This window comes from Cupriavidus nantongensis (assembly GCF_041726985.1).
In the GTDB taxonomy this organism is placed as follows: Bacteria; Pseudomonadota; Gammaproteobacteria; order Burkholderiales; family Burkholderiaceae; genus Cupriavidus; species Cupriavidus nantongensis_A.
This window is the reverse complement of the sequence record NZ_CP168302.1, coordinates 368808-386734: the sequence shown is the minus strand read 5'-3', so window position 1 is coordinate 386734 and position 17927 is coordinate 368808. Positions and strand designations below refer to the sequence as shown.

Sequence of the window (17927 nt, the reverse complement as noted above, 5' to 3'; positions counted from 1 at the left end):
AAGCGCTGAAGCGCGTTTGCCCCGGCAGGGGCATTTATTGGCCCATATAGTTGCCAATGGAAACTATTGAACATAGAATCTATCGGCCGCCCACTTACCGCCCACATGTCTAACGCCGCCCCCTCCACCCATTCGATCCTCGAATTCATGTCGTTCCGCCTGAACCGGCTCTGCGAAATGACCAAGAACTCGGCCTCCGGCTTCTACGAGCGTGAATTCGGCATCGGCCTGCGGGAACTGCGCGTGTTGCGATTCGCCGGGTTGGAGCCGGGTTTGACGCTGACTCGCTTGATGGAACTGGTGCTGCTGGAGAAAACGGTGACGTCGAAGCTTGTCACCGCGCTGGCAAAGCGGGGCCTGCTGCGCCGTGAAGTGGGTGAAGCCGATGCCCGGCAGCTCAACCTCTACCTGACGCCGGCCGGCGAAGCGCTGGTGGCGCAGACCTACCAGCGCGGGGACATGCTGGAGAAGATGTTCCTGTCCGTGCTGACCGAGGCCGAGGTGAAGACGCTGGATCGCTGCATCGACAAGCTCACCAACGCCCTGATCGCACATCAGCAGGGCGCGGAGGCAGCGGCGGACTGAGGCGAGGGCGGCGACCCCCGTTCAAAAAATAATGCAAGGAGACAGCATGTCGTTGAAGCCCTATCGGAAATCCCCGCGGTCATGGCGCCGCCTGGCTGGCGTGGCCCTGTTCGCGGCGAGCGTGCCGGCGTGGAGCCAGACCGCCGCCAGCGCGGCCAGCGCAGCGCCTCCGGCCGCCATACCGGCGACGACGGTGGCGGCGGCGCTGGCCACCGATCCGAACCTCATGGGCTGGATGCAGGGCTTTCCGCCGCCGCCAGACAAGCTGATCACCCATGTGCCGGGCGGCAACAGGTTTCCGCGCAACCGGTGGCTGTTTTCGCACGTGCGCGAGCTGGTGCCGACTGCACCGGTATGGCGCGGACCAGGCCCGGCCAGTGCGCTGCCGCGCGCGGAGCAGGCCATCGGCGCGCTCCCGTTCACCGATGCCGACGGTACCCGCCGCACCTTCGACGAGATGCTGGCCCTGACCTATACCGACGGCATCCTGGTGATGCACCAGGGCAAGGTCATCTACGAGCGCTATTTCGGCGCGCTCGACAGCCATACGCCGCATATCGCGATGTCGGTGACCAAGTCGTTCGTCGGCACGCTGGCCGCCATGCTGGCGGCAGAGGGCAAGCTCGACCCGGCCGCGCCGGTGACGCGTTACCTGCCGGAGCTGGCCGGTACCGCATATGGCGATGCCACGGTGCGGCAGGTGATGGACATGACCATCGGCGTGCGCTACTCCGAGGACTATGCCGATCCCAAGGCCGAGATCTGGGACTACGCGCGCGCCGGCGGCATGCTGGCGCGTCCTGCCAACTACAACGGCCCTGGCACGTTCTATGACTTCCTGAAGACGCTGCAGAAGGACGGCAGCCACGATGCCGCGTTTGCCTACAAGACCGTCAATGCCGAGGTGCTGGCGTGGATCGTGCGCCGCGCCTCGGGCCAGTCGCTGGCGAAGCTGCTGTCCGAGCGGATCTGGCAGCCGATGGGTGCCGAGCAGGATGCGTATTTCACCGTTGACAGCATCGGCACGGAGTCCGGTGGCGGCGGCCTGAACACCACGCTGCGTGATCTCGCGCGCTTTGGCGAGACCATCCGCGGCAACGGGCGCTTCAACGGCAAGCAGATCATCCCGGCGTCGGTGGTGGCCGATATCCGCCGCGGCGGCAGCCGCGAGCTGTTCGCCAGATCCGGCAGCGCGGCCGCGTTGCCGGGCTGGAGCTATCGCGACATGTGGTGGGTCTCGCACGACAGCCACGGCATGTTCCAGGCTGCCGGCATCCACGGCCAGCGAATCTACATCGACCCGCAAGCCGAACTGACCATCGTGCGTTACGCCTCGCACCCGGTGGCCGGCAATGCGGCCAACAACGCGATCACGTTCCGGGCCTTCAGGGCGGTGGCGGAAGCGTTGTCGCGGTAGCCCTGCGCACGGGGCGGCGCGCCGCCCCGGACCGCGCTTTTACTTGGCCCCCTGGATTTGCACTGCTTGTGTTGCGGACGGGTCGCGCGGCGTGATTTCCGCCTGGATGCGCTCGCCATGGTCACGCTCGGCGACCTTCAGGTCATAGTTGATCTGCAGGTTCAGCCACGACCGCGCATCGCCGCCAAAATAGCGGGCCAGTCGCAGCGCCGTGTCGGGCGTGATGCCGCGCTCTTCGCGAACGATCTCGTTGATGCGGGCCGCGGTTACGCGCAGGGCTACGGCGAGCGCATTGGCGCTCATCTCCAGCGGCACGAGGTATTCCTCGCGCAGGATTTCACCGGGGTGGACGGGCCGCATGCCATCCTTGAAATACGCCATGGTCGTTCTCCCTTCTCAGTGATAGTCGATGATCTCGACGGCGGCGGGGCCGTCGTGGGTCCAGATAAAGCAGATCCGCCACTGATTGTTGATGCGGATGCTGTAGCAGCCCTGGCGCTCGCCGCTTAGCCGTTCCAGCCGGTTGCCCGGCGGCGCGCGCAACATATCAACCGTGGTCGCTTCGTGGAGCATCAACAGCTTGCGAACGGCGACCGCATGGATATTGGCAAAGCGAGGCACCCCGCGGCCCTTGAACAGTTCAAACGTGTCAGAGCATCAGAATGATTGCAATATATCGTATACCGGTATTCGATAAATAGCAATACAAGGAAAAACAGAGAAAGGCCGGTGGGTGCCACTGGCGCGAACCTGCAATCAAATCCGCTGGCGCATCCGCCCGCACCGTCAGTTGTCTCATTCACCGCGAGGCGACCGATACGAATTCCTTTCCAACCTGATAGACTGTATGGATGTACAGTGGTCCGGGACTCTCCCGGCACTCCCTTAACGTCCTGATCCGAAAGAGAAACCGTGTCGAGCAAGCAGCTAATCCGCATTCGCGGCGCCCGCCAGCACAACCTCAAGGATGTCGATCTCGACCTGCGTCCAGGCGAGATGACCGTGGTGACGGGGCCGTCCGGCTCCGGCAAGTCCAGCCTGGTGTTCGACACGCTCTATGCCGAAGGCCAGCGGCGCTACGTCGAGACCTTCAGCGCCTACGCGCGCCAGTTCCTGGACCGGATGGACCGGCCGCAGGTGGAGCGCGTCGATGGCGTGCCGCCGGCGATTGCCATCGACCAGACCAACCCGGTGCGCAGCTCGCGTTCGACGGTCGGCACGATGACCGAGCTGAATGACCACCTGAAGCTGCTGTATGCGCGCGCCGCGGAGCTGTTCGACAAGCAGACCGCACAGCCGGTGCGGCATGACTCGCCCGAAACCATCTACGCCGACCTGGTCGCGCGCACGGCCGCGGGCCAGCCGCATCACGACGCACGGCTGGTGGTGACGTTCCCGGTGGAGCTGCCGGAATCGGCCAGCGACGAGGAAGTCCAGCAGTGGCTGTCGGTCAGCGGCTATACGCGCGTGCAGGCGCAGCGCGTGGTGCAGTCGTCCACCGGCGCGCGCAAGCTGCTCGACGTGGTCGCGGACCGCTTCCGCATCGGCAATGCCGAGAAAGTGCGCGTGGTCGAGGCCATCGAAGCCTCGCTCAAGCGCGGCGGCGGGCGCGTCAACATCTACGTGCTGACCGATGGCGACGATGGCCCGGTGTGGCGCTATTCCACCGGCCTGCACAGCCCGGACAGCGACCTGCGCTATGCTGACCCGCAGCCCGCGCTGTTTTCCTTCAACTCGGCCTACGGTGCCTGCGAAACCTGCCGCGGCTTCGGCCGCGTGATCGGGGTCGACCTCGGCCTGGTGATTCCCGATGCGCGCAAGACGCTGCGCGGTGGCGCGATCAAGCCGATGCAGACGCCGGCCTGGAAGGAATGCCAGGACGACCTGATGCGCTATGCCGGCAAGGCCGGGATCCCGCGCGACACGCCCTGGTCGGAGCTGACGGAGGCCGAGCGCGATTGGGTCATCCACGGCTCGCCGGACTGGAACGGGCAGTGGAACAAGCAGTGGTACGGCGTGATGCGGTTCTTCAACTACCTAGAGTCGAAGGCCTACAAGATGCACATCCGCGTGCTGCTGTCGAAGTACCGCAGCTACACGCCATGCGAGACCTGCGGCGGCGCGCGCCTGAAGACCGAGTCGCTGCTGTGGCGCCTGGGCTCGAAGGACAATGCCGACGCCGTGCTGGCGCCACAGCGCCGCTTCCTGCCGCGCGGTGTCGACTGGGACCGCACCCGGCTGGAAGCGCTGCCGGGCCTGACCGTGCATGACCTGATGCTGCTGCCGATCGAGCGGATCCGCCGCTTCTTCGACGACCTGTCGCTGCCCAGCGCGATGCTGGACGACGCGCTCAAGCTGCTGCTGGCCGAGGTGCGCACGCGGCTGAAATACCTGTGCGACGTGGGCCTGGGCTACCTCACGCTGGACCGCCAGAGCCGCACGCTGTCCGGCGGCGAGGTGCAGCGCATCAACCTGACCACGGCGCTGGGCACGTCGCTGGTCAACACGCTCTTTGTTCTGGACGAGCCCAGCATCGGCCTGCACCCGCGCGACCTGAACCGCATCGTCGAGGCCATGCACCGGCTGCGCGACGCGGGCAATACGCTGGTGGTGGTGGAGCATGATCCGTCGGTGATGCTGGCCGCCGACCGCCTGATCGACATGGGCCCCGGCCCCGGCGAGCGCGGTGGCAACATCATCTTCGACGGCACGCCGGCGGCGATCCGCCAGGCCGGCACGCTGACCGGCGACTACCTGGGCGGGCGCCGCCGCGTGGCCGATGCCTCGCACTGGCAGCGCCGCCCCGTCGACGAACAGCAGCCGCGCATCGTGCTGGGGGGCGCGACCGAGCACAACCTGCAGGACGTCACGGTGGAGATCCCGCTGCAGCGGCTGGTATGCGTGACCGGCGTGTCCGGCTCGGGCAAGTCGACGCTGCTGCAGGACGTGCTGTATCCCGCCATGGCGCGGCACTTCGGCAAGGCCACCGAGTCGCCAGGCGCGTTCCGCCAGCTGACCGGCGCGGAGCTGGTCGACGACGTGGTCTTCGTCGACCAGTCGCCGATCGGCAAGACCGCGCGTTCCAATCCCGCCAGCTATGTCGGCGCCTTCGACGAGATCCGCAAGCTCTTCGCCAGGGCCCCGCTGGCGCTGCAGCGCAGCTATACCGCCGGCACCTTCAGCTTCAACTCGGGCGACGGGCGCTGCCCGACCTGCGGCGGCTCCGGCTTCGAGCACGTCGAGATGCAGTTCCTCAGCGACGTCTACCTGCGCTGCCCGGACTGCGACGGCACCCGCTACCGGCCCGAAGTGCTCGAGGTAAAGATCGAGCGCGCCGCGCCCGGCCAGCCGCCACGCCTGCTCAGCATCGCCGATGTGCTGGAACTTACCGTCAGCGAGGCCGCGGCCTGCTTTGCGGGCGATGCGGCGGTGCTGCGCGTGCTGCAGCCCATCGTCGATGTCGGGCTCGAATACATGAAGCTGGGCCAGCCGGTGCCGACGCTGTCGGGCGGCGAGGCGCAGCGGCTCAAGCTGGCGGGCTTCCTCGCCGAAGCCGCGCAGGCGACGCCGTCGCGCACCCGGCCCAGCACCATGCCGCGCCGGCTGTTCATGTTCGACGAGCCCACCACGGGCCTGCATTTCGACGACATCGCCAAGCTGATGCGGGCCTTCGGCAAGCTGCTCGACGGTGGCCATTCGCTGATCGTGATCGAGCATAACCTGGACGTGATCCGCGCCGCCGACTGGCTGATCGACCTGGGCCCCGAGGGCGGTGATGCTGGGGGGCGCGTGGTCTGCACCGGCACCCCCGAAGACGTCAAGCGCTGCGCCGGGTCGCATACCGGCCAGGCGCTGATCCACTATGACGCGGCCCTCGGCGAGGCCGGCACGCTGGCCGCCGAACGCGCCGAGACCGAAGGCGTGCCGCTGCAGGCCGCGCTGCAGGCGCGCCGCGCGCGCCGCGAGGTCGAAGGCGAGGACGTGGTGCGCATCGTCAATGCGCACGAGCACAACCTGAAGGCGCTGAACGTCGACATCCCGCACGGCAAGTTCAACGTGGTCACCGGTGTGTCGGGTTCCGGCAAGTCGACGCTGGCGTTCGACATCCTGTTCCACGAGGGCCAGCGCCGCTACCTGGAATCGCTCAACGCCTATGCGCGGTCGATCGTACAGCCCGCGGGCCGGCCCGAAGTGGACGCGGTCTACGGCATCCCGCCGACGGTGGCAATCGAGCAGCGCCTGTCGCGCGGCGGCCGCAAGAGCACGGTGGCAACCACCTCCGAGGTCTGGCACTTCCTGCGCCTGCTGTATGTCAAGCTGGGCATCCAGCACTGCGTGCATGACGGCGCGCCGGTGACGTCGCAGAGTCCCGAATCGATCGCCGCGCAGCTGCTGCGCGACCATCGCGGCCAGCATGTGGGACTGCTGGCGCCGCTGGTGGTCAACCGCAAGGGGGTCTACACGGACCTGGCCAAGTGGGCCAAGGCGCGCGGCAATACGCACCTGCGCGTCGACGGCGAATTCCTGCCGGTGGACCCGTGGCCGCGGCTGGACCGATTCCGCGAGCACACCATCGAGCTGCCCGTCGGCGACCTGGTGGTGTCGGCAGACAACGAGGCCGAGCTGCGCGCGCTGCTGGCGCAGACGCTGGAAGCCGGCAAGGGCGTGATGCACCTGCTCGCGCCGCTGGACGGTCTCGACCATGCCATGCACAACGGTGGCACCGCGCACGTGGGCGAGGTCAAGGTGTTCTCGACCAAGCGTGCCTGCCCGCAATGCGGCACCAGCTATCCGGAACTGGACCCGCGCATGTTCTCGTACAACAGCAAGCACGGCTGGTGCGGCACCTGCGTCGGCACCGGGCTGGCGCTGACGCGCGAGCAGCGCGCGGCCTTCGACGACACGGTGCTGGCCGACGATAACCGCGGCCGCGAGCAGAGCCTGCCGTCGGAAGAGCAGGAACCCGAAGGCGTGGTCGACACGCCGTGCCCGGACTGCCACGGCACCCGCCTGAACCCGGTGGCGCGCGCGGTGACGTTCGATGAAAACGCGATCGTCGACGTGGCGCAGTGGACCGTATCGGAGACCCGCCGCTGGGTCGACGGCCTGCGCCTGTCCGGGCGCGAGGCCGAGATCGCGCGCGACGTGGTCAGCGAGATCGGCAGCCGCCTGCAGTTCCTGGAAGAAGTGGGGCTCGGCTACCTGAGCCTGGACCGTGCCGCGCCCAGCCTGTCCGGCGGCGAGGCGCAGCGCATCCGCCTGGCGGCGCAGCTCGGCAGCAACCTGCAGGGCGTGTGCTACGTGCTGGACGAGCCCACCATCGGCCTGCATCCGCGCGACAACCAGATCCTGCTGGACGCGCTGCGCAAGCTGGGCGACAAGGGCAACACGCTGGTGGTGGTGGAGCACGACGAAGACACCATCCGCCGCGCCGACCACATCATCGACATCGGCCCGGGCGCGGGCAAGCGCGGCGGCACGCTGGTGGCGCAGGGCGGCGTGGCCGAGCTGGCCGCGGCGACGGCTTCCACCACCGGCCAGTTCCTGGCCAACCCGATCGTCCACCCGCTGCAGCCGCGGCGCAAGGTCAGGCCCGGCGCCGCGGGCAAGCCCGCGGATCCGCCGGAATGGCTGACGGTGCACGGCGCGTCGCTGCACAACCTGCGCAATGTGACCGCGCGCCTGCCGCTGTCGCGGCTGGTGGCGATCACCGGGGTGTCGGGCTCCGGCAAGTCGACGCTGGCGCGCGATGTGCTGATGACCAACCTGCTCGATGCGGTGGGCCGCTCGGTGCTGTCGTCGCCGGCGACCCGGCGCGCGCGCAATGCGGCTAAGGATGACAATGGCGCGGGCAAGGCCAGTGCCAGGAAGCCGCTCAACGTCCAGCACAACTGGCATGGCTGCGAGGCGATTACCGGCTGGGAAACCATCGACCGCGTGCTGGAAGTGGACCAGACTCCGATCGGCAAGACCCCGCGCTCTTGCCCGGCAACGTATATCGGCGTATGGGACACCATCCGTCGGCTGTTCGCCGATACGCTGGAAGCGCGCGCACGCGGCTACACCGCCTCGCGCTTCTCGTTCAACACCGGCGACGGGCGCTGCCCGGCGTGCGAGGGGCAGGGCGTGCGCACCATCGGCATGAGCTTCCTGCCGGACGTGAAGGTGCCGTGCGATGTCTGCCACGGGCAGCGCTTCAACCCCGAGACCCTGGCCGTGACCTGGCGCGGCAAGAATATCGGCGAAGTGCTGACCATGGAGATCGACGAGGCGGTGGAGTTCTTCTCCGCCATGTCGAACATCGCCCATCCGCTGCAGTTGATGAAGGACGTGGGCCTGGGCTACCTGACGCTGGGCCAGCCCTCGCCGACGCTGTCCGGCGGCGAGGCGCAGCGCATCAAGCTGGTGACCGAGCTGAGCAAGGTGCGCGACGACGTCACTCGGCGCGGCCAGAAGGCGCCGCACACGCTGTACGTGCTGGACGAACCGACCGTGGGCCTGCACATGGCCGACGTGGCGCGCCTGATCCGCGTGCTGCACCGGCTCACCGACGGCGGCCACAGCGTGGTGGTGATCGAGCATGACCTCGATGTGATTGCCGAGGCCGACTGGATCATTGACCTCGGTCCAGAAGGCGGCGCGGGCGGCGGCACCATCGTCGGCGCGGCCGATCCGGAAGCGCTGTCGCGCAACCGCGCCAGCCATACGGGCGCGGCGCTGGTGCCGGTGCTGGCGCGGGGCAACGCCGAGGCGAGGAATGGGGGCAAGGTGAGTATCGCCTGAGGCCGGGCGCGGCACGGGGCGTGGCGGAGCGAAAGGCGTACGGGCACGCCTTTCGCTTGCCCATGGTTACTGGCGCGCACATCGCGCCCCAACGGAGGTAACCATGAAGCATATCCGCACCAGCCGACTGCTCGCTGCCATCGCCGTGGCGGCGGCCGCCATGCCCGCCATGGCACAGACGCCGGGTACGCCGCGCGGCTCCTACGACCCGTATTCGCAGGGCGCGCGCAGCACCGACAAGTTCGACCCTTATACGCAGGGCGCCAATGCGCCGACGCGTACTGACCTCGCCCCGACGGCACCTGCGGCCACCGCGCCGGAGGCCCAGCCGTCGACCATGCCGGCGCAGCCTGGCATGCCTGGCACCACCATGCAGCGCACGCCGGACCCGTATATGGAAGGCGCCCGCTGGGAAAGCCCTGACCTGGGCCGCCGCACCGGCAGGCCCAATCAGTTCCTCGACGGGGCCTGAGGATCGCGCCTTCCAATCGCTGCTCGAGACCGGCCATGCGAATGCACCCGGACTTACCGTCCCTTGTAAATCCTGCCCACGCGCGTGAGCCCGGCGATACCCCGGCCGTGGCCGGGGCCGCCGGGGCGTTGCATTGCCCGCCGACACGCGCGTCGGGGCTGGCTCAGATGACGGTGGTCAGCTACAACATCCACCGCGCCGTCGGCATCGACCGCCGCTATCGCCCCGACCGCATCGCCGCCGTGCTGGCGGAACTCGACGCCGACATCGTTGCGCTGCAGGAAGTGGAATCGGGCAGCAGCAACGACCATACGCTGGAATACCTGGCGGAACACACTGGCATGCACGTGGTGTCCGGTTTTACGCGGGTGCGCGGCAGCGCCGACTACGGCAATGCACTGCTGACGCGCTTCGCCCCCGAGGCCGTGAACCAGATCGACCTGACCGTCAAGGGCTGCGAGCCGCGCGGTGCCATCGACGCCACCGTTGCCTGCACCGCCTCCGGCTGCGCCAATCCGCTGCGCGTGATCGCCACGCACCTGGGCTTGCGCCCGGGCGAGCGCCGACACCAGGTGCAGCAGTTGCTGAACTACGTCGCCGCGGCGCCGCCGCTGCCGACCATCCTGCTTGGCGACGTCAATGAATGGTTCTTGTGGGGCCGGCCGCTGCGCTGGCTGCACGCGTATTTCGAACACACGCCGCACACGGCGACTTTTCCATCGCGGCTGCCGTTGTTCGCGCTGGACCGCATCTGGGTGTCGCCGCGCGCGCACCTGGTGTCGGTGGCAAGCCACCGCTCGCCGCTGGCGCGCGTGGCCTCGGACCACCTGCCGCTGGTGGCCTGTTTCGAGGTGCCGGAGGGCGGGTGGAATGAGCGGCGTACCACTGCGCCCGCGAAGGAGGACTTCAATGAAACACCGTGACGATGAATACCTGCGCAGGCGCCCCGATCACCAGTACGGCAGCAATGACCAGGGTTATAGCGGCATTCCCGCGCAGGCACGCAACCGCAGGCAGCGCAACCTGACCGCGGGCCGCTATGGCAATACCGCAGAGCGGCTGCCGCGGGATGACACCCGTCCGCTGGAAGGCGCGGAAGAGGGCCGGTATGGCAGGGTGGTCGAATCCTGGCGCTGGGGGCCCGCGACGGAACCCTGGGACGAGGCCCGCTATGAAGACGAATGGTCGCGGCGCCGCGTACCGTATGGCGCAGAGCGGTGGGAGGGCCGGCGCGACTGGTACGGCGGGCCTGCCGGCGCGCCTTACGGTAGCGCGGGCGGCGCGGGCGGTTATGGCGCCGACGACTGGGACGCGCCTGCGTACCAGGGCTACCGCCGCGGCGGCCCGAAGAACTACCGCCGCGGCGACGACCGCATCCATGATGAAGTCTGCGACCGGCTCGCGCATGCGCAGGAGCTCGATGTCAGCGAAGTCACGGTGCGGGTGCAGGACGGCCTGGTGACGCTGGAGGGCCACGTCGGCGATCGCCGCAGCAAATACGACATCGAAGAGATTGCCGAGCGCGTGTTCGGCGTGCAGGACGTGATCAACCACATCCGCGTGCGGCCCTACGGCATCCTGGCCTCCGAATGACTCAGGGCGGCTCCGTCACCTCCGGAGCCGCCCGGCCCTGAGGTTCTGCGAAGCCGCGCTGTCGGGTTACTCCAGCGTCGGGTTAATCCACCCGGGGCGGGCGCGGCGGGTTTTCTTCGCGCTCGTCGGTGCGGTCGGCCTTGTCGACCGGCACGTCGCTCGGCAGTGCCTCGGCCGCGCGCACCACTTCATCGGCGATCTCTTCCTCGGGGGTTTCCTCTTCCTCGGGGCTGTGCGCGTCCTCATCGCGCTGCTCGAGTTCGTTCTCGATATCGTTGGTTTCCTGGTCGAGGTCTGGATCCAGCGTGCTGGGGATGTTGCCGGCGTCGGCGCGCGCCGCACCGGTGGCCGTGTTCTGGCGCGAACGGCCGCGGCCGGAGGCGGCTTGCGCGCCTTCGCGCCGGCCCGCCGACGGGCTGCCCACGCGATCGGTGCGGGTGCCGGCATGCCGGGTGGGGCCGGTACGTACGGTCTTGCTCATCATGCCTCCTGTTCGGGTGAGTGCAAGGCGGGTCGCCGTGGTTCAGTAGTTCTCGACCGGCGGCTCGCTTTCCTCGGGCTTGCCGCCGGGGCGCCTGACCGAGGGCGGCTCGCCGTTCTCGTCGGGAATGTCGTGCTCGCGCTCGACATCGTGGCGTCGGTCGCGTCCCGGCTTGCCGCGCTCGTGCTCGGTGTCGGGGCCGCCCTTATGCGGGTCGCGTGGCTCGCTGCGGCGGCGGGTGGTGTCGTGGTCGGGCTGGCGATGGGTGCTCATCACGTCTCCATCAAGGTTGGCATGGCGCTGCCGGACAGGCGACAGGTCGTCAATCGGTGCCGGCGCGCAGTTCATCCGAAACCGCGCTGACGCCGCGCACGGAACGCGCCAGTTCCATGGCCATCGTACGCTGTTTGTCATCGCGCACGGTGCCTTCGAGCTTGACCACGCCGTCGGTGGTCGAAACGCGGATCCTGGCGGGGTCCAGCGCGCGCGCATTGGCCAGGCGCGCCTGCACCTCGGCAGTGATGGCGCGGTCGCTGGCGGCAGCGGTGTCGCGCGGTGCCGCGGTGCGGCCCGTGGAAGACGGTGCCGCGGGCGCGTCGGTCGGTGCCGCCCGGCCCGGTTCGGAGGCCGCCGTGGCCAGCACTGCCAGCGGCAACGCCAGCGCGGCGATGCGGGAACGATAGCGTGCGGTCATGAGGCCCTCCTGTACATCTGGCGGGCCTGCGGTTCAGCCCGCACCTGCAATTTGCCTGCAAGCTCCGTTCCCGCATGGCCATGGGCGCGGGCACTGCCGCCAGCGCGCCGATGCTGCGCCACGGCGCGGGCTGTGCGCCAGGCGCCGCCGTCGCCGTCGCGCCGTGGTGGCGCATGCGCCGTAGTTTTTACAGGCGCTGCAGAAACTGCATGGCGTGCGTGGCTGAGCCGGCGCAGGGCGTACTGCGCTGCGCAGGGCCGCGGCGCGCCGGCTGGCGTGCCGCTTGCGTTCCGTCCTGTGCTGGCGTGCGGCCCTGTCTATAGTGAAGGAAATGCTGGCAACAACTGGCGTGCGGCAAGTGCCGGCGAGCACCCGCAACGCCGGCCTTCCCGCCGCGGCGCAGCTTGCGGCCGTGTGCTGCCGGGCCCGACAGCGCGGGGGAGCGTATAGCCGTTGCGAGGAAGCTATGAACCTAGCCAGCATTCTGTCCACCGTGGTCCTGGCCTCGTCGGTATCGGTGTCGTCGGCACCGGTCGAGCGCCAGCTGCTTGCGATCACGCCTTCGGACTTTGCCCAGCGTTTCAACACCGTCGCGCAGGACACCGGTTCCGGACTGGCCCTGCCCAGCTTCAAGGTCAAGCCGGGATGGCACCGCGCCGTGCCCAGTGCAGGGGTGTCGGTGCTGGTGCGTGCCAGCCGCGCCGGCTATGCCATCGATGAAGTGGTGGTGGTGTGCCGCGAGGTCGAACGCTGCTTCCTGACCATCTGCACCGCCGCACTCGCGATCGACGACAGCGTCAATCCGATGCTGCTGCAGCGCTTTATCGTGGCGCGCATCGCCACCGAGCTCGGCGAGGTCGGCCTGGTGATGTCGGGGCTCGCGTACATCGTGGTAACGCCCAAGGAAGACGACTACGTGGCCGTGGTGATCCGGCCCTACCTGCCGCAGGAACGCAGCGCCTCGCCCACTCAGGCCGGGCGCGGGCCGTTCACGCCGGTGGTATGGCAGCCGACGGCGCCGCCGCACTCCTGAGCCCGACGCGTCAGGGCTCGCGCAGCAGCAGCGCGACCGGCAGGCCGCCCAGCACTTCGCGCAGCCGCAGGCGGCCCATGGGCGCGTCGATGACATGGCCGGTCAGGGCATCGGTCCAGCGGCTCCGTTGCGGCGCACCGACGTTGAGCGTGGTATCGCCCCAGGCCGCTTGCGGAATGCGCGGCAGGTCGGGGTCGACGCGCGCGGCGGCAAGCCGGGTCACCACGGTGATGGCCTGGCGCCCGTCGGCGCTGCGCGCGAACGCCAGCACCTGCGGCACCAGCGCCCCCTGCGCGGCCAGCATGCTGTATTGGCCGTCGGCGAACAACGCCGCATGCGCGCGGCGCACCGCCAGCACCTGGCGCACCAGCTGCTGCTTGATGCGGCCGTCGCGCCAGTGCGCCAGCCAGTGGGCCCAGCCCGCGCTGCAGCTCAGCCGTGCCTGTAGCCGCGCGTAGTCGGGCGGGCGCCGGTTGTCGGGGTCGACCAGGCTCAGGTCCCAGCCTTCGCAGCCCTGGTAGCGGTCAGGAATGCCGGGCGCGGTCAGTTGCACCAGCACCTGCGCCAGGCTGTTCAGGGCCCCGGCCGCGGCAATGCGCTGCGCGAACTGGCCGATCTGCGCCAGCACACTGCCGGTTCCGCCCGCTGGCGCGTGTGCGGAAAGGCCGTGCAGGAAGGCCTCGCATGCGGCTTCGTAATCGGTGTCGGGGCAGGTCCAGTTGCCATGGCGCTTGGCTTCGCGGATGGCCTTGCGCTGCCACGCGCTCACGCGCTCCAGCAAGGGCTGCGCGGCGCCGGCATCGTCGGCAAGGTTCAGGTCTTCCATCGGCCAGGCGCCGACCAGGGTCTGGTACAGCATCAGCCGGTCGCCGGGGTCGGGCGCGTGCGGCAACGTGGCCAGCAGCGGTGCCGACGCGGCCTCCCACGCGGCCACGGCATCGGCCCACGCACCCGGCACCTCGCTCAGCACCGCCAGGCGCATGCGCGCGTCTTCGCCGCGCTTGTGGTCGTGGGTCGCGGTGGCGAGCATGGCGTAGGGGCAGGCCAGCCGCCGCGCCGCCATGCGGGCGTGGAAGTGCGCCGGCGGCATCGCCAGCCGGGCCGGATCGCTGCCGACTTCGTTGCGCGACAGCAGCCGGCCGTAGCGGTAGAACGCGGTGTCCTCGCCGGCCTTCGCCGCCAGCGCCGGCATCAGCTGCTGCAGCCGGCGGCGCAGCGCGCCGGTCTCGCTGTCGGCCGGCGCGGCGGTGCGCAGGCAGCCGCCGATAAAGGCCAGCGCCACCGCTTCGTCGGGCGCCAGGCCGGCGCGCGCGGCGCGCATGGCTTGTTCGAGCATGGCGTCATCGGCAAGCGCCGCGGCCCCGTCGCGTTCGGCCGGACGCGCGTCGAAGTAGCTGCGATACACCGGCACCGCCGCCATCAGCGCGGCCAGCGCACGCCGCAGCGCCGCCCGGGTCAGGTCGCGCGTGCCGGGCTCCTGCTCGGCGCAGTCGCGCAGGCAGGCGGCGGCGCCTTCGAATTCCGTCACCAGGTGCCGCTCCAGCACCTGGCGCCGCGCGGCTTCGACATGCGCGGGAAAGTCGCGCGCATCGCCGCTGACCGCGGCCCACAGCGCATCCAGCGGCGCCTCGCCGTCGCCGTCATGCAGCACCGCGGCGATCTCGTCCATGAAGTCATAGCCGGTGGTGCCATGCACCTGCCAGTCCGGCGCCAGGCGCTCGCGCGGGCCCAGGATTTTCTCGACCACCAGCCACGGATGTTGCAGCCGCAGCGTGGGCGGACGCGCGGCGGCGTGGCGGTCCAGCTCGGCGCGCAGCCGGCGGCAGTAGCCGGCGGGATCGGCCAGGCCGTCGACGTGGTCGACGCGCACGCCGTCGATCCAGCCTTCGCGCAGCAGCCGCAGGACCAGCGCATGGACTGCATCGAACACCCGCTCGTCCTCCTCGCGCACGCCGACCAGGTCGCTGATCTCGAAGAAGCGGCGCCAGTTCTGCGCGGCGGCGGCGGTGCGCCACCAGGCCAGCCGGTAGTGCTGGCGTTCCAGCAGGGCATGGAGGCGGCCGCGGCCGTCGGCACGCGTGGCGTCGTACCAGGCGGGGCCGTCGCGCTCGGCCTCGGCGTCGACGCTGCCCGGTGCCAGCGGCAGCGTGTGGTCGAAATAGCGCAGGTGGGCGGGGGCATCGTCGCTGGCCGGCACCCAGCGCAGTTCCCCGGCCACCACGGTGTCCCAGTACGACTGCCCCAGGATCGGCAGCAGCACCTTGCCGTGCAGCGCCGGGTCGCGCGGGGTCCAGTCGATGTCGAAGGTGGCCGCGCAAGGGCTGCCGCGGCCATGCGCCAGCACGTCGCGCCACCAGGCGTTGTGGGTGGGGTCGGCCGCCATATGGTTGGGCACGATGTCGACGATCAGGCCGAGGCCGGCGTCGCGGGCGCGCGCGGCCAGCGCTTTCAGCCCGGGCTCGCCGCCCAGCTCGTCACGCACCGCGGTGAAATCGGTGACGTCATAGCCATGGGTGGAACCGGGCCGCGCACCGCATATGGGCGACAGATAGAGGTGGCTGACGCCTAACGCAGCGTAGTAGCCGACCACGGCGGCGGCATCGGCAAAGGTGAAGCCCGGGTGCAGCTGCAGCCGGGCGGTTGCGCGCGGCAGCGCTTGCGTCGCACCGTCAGGCATCATCGCGCGCGGGCCGCGGCGGGCTCGCACACGGTGGCCACGCACGAGCGCTGCGGCAGCAGCCCGGCCGACAGGGCCGCGGCCGCGCCGGCGCTGCTCTCATGCAGCGCGGTGCTGCGATCGTGGCACGGCCGCGTGCACGGCACGGCTTCGTTGCCCAGGTTGAGCCACAGGCTCAGCTCGACGCCGTCCATCAGCCGCCAGCGCGCGCACAGCGCCGCCGGCCCCAGCACGTCGACGCCGGCGCTCTGGCAGCCGGCCAGCCGGTGCAGCAGTTCGCGCCGCCGTACGGCGAGCAGTTCGCGGTAGTACGGCGTCCAGTCGCCGTCATCGTCGAAGCTTGGGCGCGAGGCTTCAAATGTAGCGGGGTCGTTGGGATCGGGGATGGTCGCGGCGCGGTCGTCGTCGCTGAACGCGGCGGTCGCGGCGAACTCGCGCCGGCGTCCGTCGCGCACGGCCCGGGCCAGCTCGGGCGGATGGCTGGTGAAATACAGGAACGGCTGCGCGCTGCCGGTTTCCTCGCCCATGAACACCAGCGGCACCTGCGGGCACAGCAGCTGCATGGCGATCGCCGCGCGCAGCGCGTCAGGATCGGCCAGTTGCACCAGCCGTTCGCCGAGCGCGCGGTTGCCGGTCTGGTCGTGGTTCTGCAGAAAGCAGACAAAGGCCGTGGGCGGCAGGTGCGCGCTGGGCTGGCCGCGCCGCACGCCCTCCGCCATCGCGGGCAGGGCGGCCGAGCGGAACGCCGAGCGTTCGCCCTGGTAGGCAAAGCCTTCGCCCAGCACGCGCGCGAGGTGGCGCAGCGCAGGCAAGCCGCGCCCGGCGGCGGCGCTGTCGCCATCGCCGCTATCGACTGTATCCGGCGTCGCGCTGTAGTCGCGGTAGTAGCCATCGTCCTCGCCGGTCAGCAGCACGTGCAGCGCGTGGTGCGCGTCGTCGTTCCACTGCGCGTCGTAGCCCGCGGCCAGCAGCGCGGCATCGTTGTTGTCGTTCTCCAGCACCAGGTGCAGATGGCGACGAGGGCCATCGCCATCGGCCAGCGCGGTGCGCAGTTCGCCCGGCAGCGCCGCCAGCCAGCCTTCGTCCTCGATGGCATGCACGGCGTCCAGGCGCAGGCCGTCGAAGCGGAACTGCTCGAGCCAGTAGCGCGCGTTCTCGGTAAAGAAGCGCCGCACCTGCGGCCGGCGGAAATCTATGGCCGGCCCCCATGGGGTCTGGCGGTCCGCACGGAAGAAGGCGCTGGCGTAGCGGTGCAGGTAGTTGCCTTCCGGCCCGAAATGGTTGTAGACCACGTCCAGCAGCACCATCATGCCGAGCTGGTGGGCGCGGTCGACCAGCGCCCGCAGGTCGTCGGGCGCGCCGTAGCCGGACTCCGGCGCAAACGGCAACACGCCGTCATAGCCCCAGTTGCGCGTGCCGGGAAACTCGGCCACCGGCATCAGCTCGACCGCGGTGAAGCCCAGCGCGGCCAGCCGCGGCAGCTGCTGTGCGGCGCCCGCGTAGCCGCCGCACAGGCCCACATGCATTTCATAGACGATGGCTTCGTGCCAGGGGCGGCCACGCCAGTCGGGGCAGGTCCATGCAAACGCGCTGGCGGCGTCGCGTGCCGGCACGATGCTGGGGCCGTGGACATCGTCGGCCTGCCAGCGCGAGGCCGGGTCCGGCACGGTGGTGCCGTCGTCGAGCCGGAACCAGTAGCGCGCGCCCGCGCAGCCAGGCACGATCGCCTCGAACCAGCCGTTGGCGCCGCACGCCATCGGCACCGGGCCCAGCCCGGCGATTTCCACGCGCACCGCCTGTCCCTGCTCGGCGGCGTCGGGTGCCCACAGGCGGAAGCGTACCCGCCCGTCCGGCAGCCAGGCCGGCCCGAACAGGTAGTCCTGCGTGGGTTCGTCATGCGAGCTGAAGGCGGATGCCGAAGGCGCGGCAAAGCAGTCGAACGGCGCCAGCGGTGGCACGGCAGAGCGCGTGCCGGGGGCGAGGAGAAAGGGGTCGGCGTTCAAATTCGGCTCCTGCCTTCTGGGGGAAATCGGATCCTTGCGCAATGCGAACTCCATGCCAGCAGAACGGCGCATTCGCGGCGCCACCGGCAAGCCCGCGGCGCAGCGCGGCGCGGGCTTTGTTACCTGTGGCATTGTAGAAACTACCCTGCGCCAACGCCCGTGCCATCGGCGCAGGCAACTGTTCGCGCC

General features: G+C 69.8%; 14 protein-coding genes. 7 read left to right on the top strand and 7 right to left on the bottom strand.

The window, feature by feature from the left end; all coding sequences use genetic code 11:
• Positions 1–105: 105 nt before the first annotated feature.
• Entirely contained in the window at positions 106–585 is a 480-nt protein-coding gene (locus ACEI37_RS01540; protein WP_373377003.1) for a MarR family winged helix-turn-helix transcriptional regulator, read from the top strand.
• Positions 586–631: 46 nt separating this feature from the next.
• Positions 632–2002: a serine hydrolase domain-containing protein gene (locus tag ACEI37_RS01535; protein WP_373377002.1), complete on the top strand. Its 1371-nt coding sequence runs from the start codon at positions 632–634 to the stop codon at positions 2000–2002.
• A gap of 39 nt (positions 2003–2041) precedes the next feature.
• Here the strand turns inward: ACEI37_RS01535 and ACEI37_RS01530 are convergent, their stop codons facing one another.
• Together ACEI37_RS01530 and ACEI37_RS01525 are read right to left on the bottom strand one after the other, a co-directional pair.
• Positions 2042–2383, bottom strand: a complete 342-nt coding sequence (locus tag ACEI37_RS01530; RefSeq protein ID WP_373377001.1) for a HigA family addiction module antitoxin — start codon at positions 2381–2383, stop codon at positions 2042–2044.
• Between the two features lie 15 nt (positions 2384–2398).
• Complete coding sequence (locus ACEI37_RS01525; protein ID WP_373377698.1) at positions 2399–2641, bottom strand: type II toxin-antitoxin system RelE/ParE family toxin; 243 nt, start codon at positions 2639–2641, stop codon at positions 2399–2401.
• 273 nt (positions 2642–2914) lie between these two features.
• Between ACEI37_RS01525 and uvrA the strand changes: the two genes are divergently transcribed.
• The 4 genes from uvrA (at position 2915) to ACEI37_RS01505 (ending at position 10850) form a co-directional block, all read left to right on the top strand.
• A complete protein-coding gene (gene uvrA / locus ACEI37_RS01520) occupies positions 2915–8785 on the top strand; it encodes an excinuclease ABC subunit UvrA (protein WP_373377000.1) in 5871 nt (1956 codons plus the stop codon).
• Positions 8786–8888: 103 nt separating this feature from the next.
• The gene (locus tag ACEI37_RS01515) at positions 8889–9257 is read left to right on the top strand and encodes an endonuclease (protein ID WP_373376999.1); all 369 of its coding nucleotides are present in this window, start codon (positions 8889–8891) and stop codon (positions 9255–9257) included.
• 35 nt (positions 9258–9292) lie between these two features.
• Entirely contained in the window at positions 9293–10180 is an 888-nt protein-coding gene (locus ACEI37_RS01510; RefSeq protein WP_373376998.1) for an endonuclease/exonuclease/phosphatase family protein, read from the top strand.
• Positions 10167–10850 (top strand): BON domain-containing protein, encoded by a 684-nt coding sequence (locus tag ACEI37_RS01505; protein ID WP_373376997.1) that lies wholly within the window; start codon positions 10167–10169, stop codon positions 10848–10850. Before ACEI37_RS01510 ends, ACEI37_RS01505 begins: the two co-directional genes overlap by 14 nt.
• An 82-nt stretch (positions 10851–10932) precedes the next feature.
• On the opposite strand, the gene ACEI37_RS01500 is transcribed toward ACEI37_RS01505, so the two are convergent.
• From ACEI37_RS01500 to ACEI37_RS01490, 3 genes are read right to left on the bottom strand one after another with little or no spacing between them, the layout of a single operon-like run.
• Positions 10933–11331: a hypothetical protein gene (locus tag ACEI37_RS01500; protein ID WP_373376996.1), complete on the bottom strand. Its 399-nt coding sequence runs from the start codon at positions 11329–11331 to the stop codon at positions 10933–10935.
• Positions 11332–11373: 42 nt separating this feature from the next.
• Positions 11374–11604 carry a hypothetical protein gene (locus tag ACEI37_RS01495; protein ID WP_025585081.1) on the bottom strand — a complete coding sequence of 77 codons (231 nt, stop codon included), beginning with the start codon at positions 11602–11604 and terminating at the stop codon, positions 11374–11376.
• 49 nt (positions 11605–11653) lie between these two features.
• Positions 11654–12025, bottom strand: a complete 372-nt coding sequence (locus ACEI37_RS01490; protein ID WP_373376995.1) for a BON domain-containing protein — start codon at positions 12023–12025, stop codon at positions 11654–11656.
• Positions 12026–12491: 466 nt separating this feature from the next.
• Between ACEI37_RS01490 and ACEI37_RS01485 the strand changes: the two genes are divergently transcribed.
• Positions 12492–13058 carry a malto-oligosyltrehalose synthase gene (locus tag ACEI37_RS01485; protein WP_373376994.1) on the top strand — a complete coding sequence of 189 codons (567 nt, stop codon included), beginning with the start codon at positions 12492–12494 and terminating at the stop codon, positions 13056–13058.
• Between the two features lie 10 nt (positions 13059–13068).
• On the opposite strand, the gene treY is transcribed toward ACEI37_RS01485, so the two are convergent.
• Together treY and treZ are read right to left on the bottom strand one after the other, a co-directional pair.
• Positions 13069–15738: a malto-oligosyltrehalose synthase gene (gene treY / locus ACEI37_RS01480; RefSeq protein WP_373376993.1), complete on the bottom strand. Its 2670-nt coding sequence runs from the start codon at positions 15736–15738 to the stop codon at positions 13069–13071.
• Positions 15735–17738 carry a malto-oligosyltrehalose trehalohydrolase gene (treZ, locus tag ACEI37_RS01475; RefSeq protein ID WP_373376992.1) on the bottom strand — a complete coding sequence of 668 codons (2004 nt, stop codon included), beginning with the start codon at positions 17736–17738 and terminating at the stop codon, positions 15735–15737. Before treZ ends, treY begins: the two co-directional genes overlap by 4 nt.
• Positions 17739–17927: the final 189 nt, after the last annotated feature.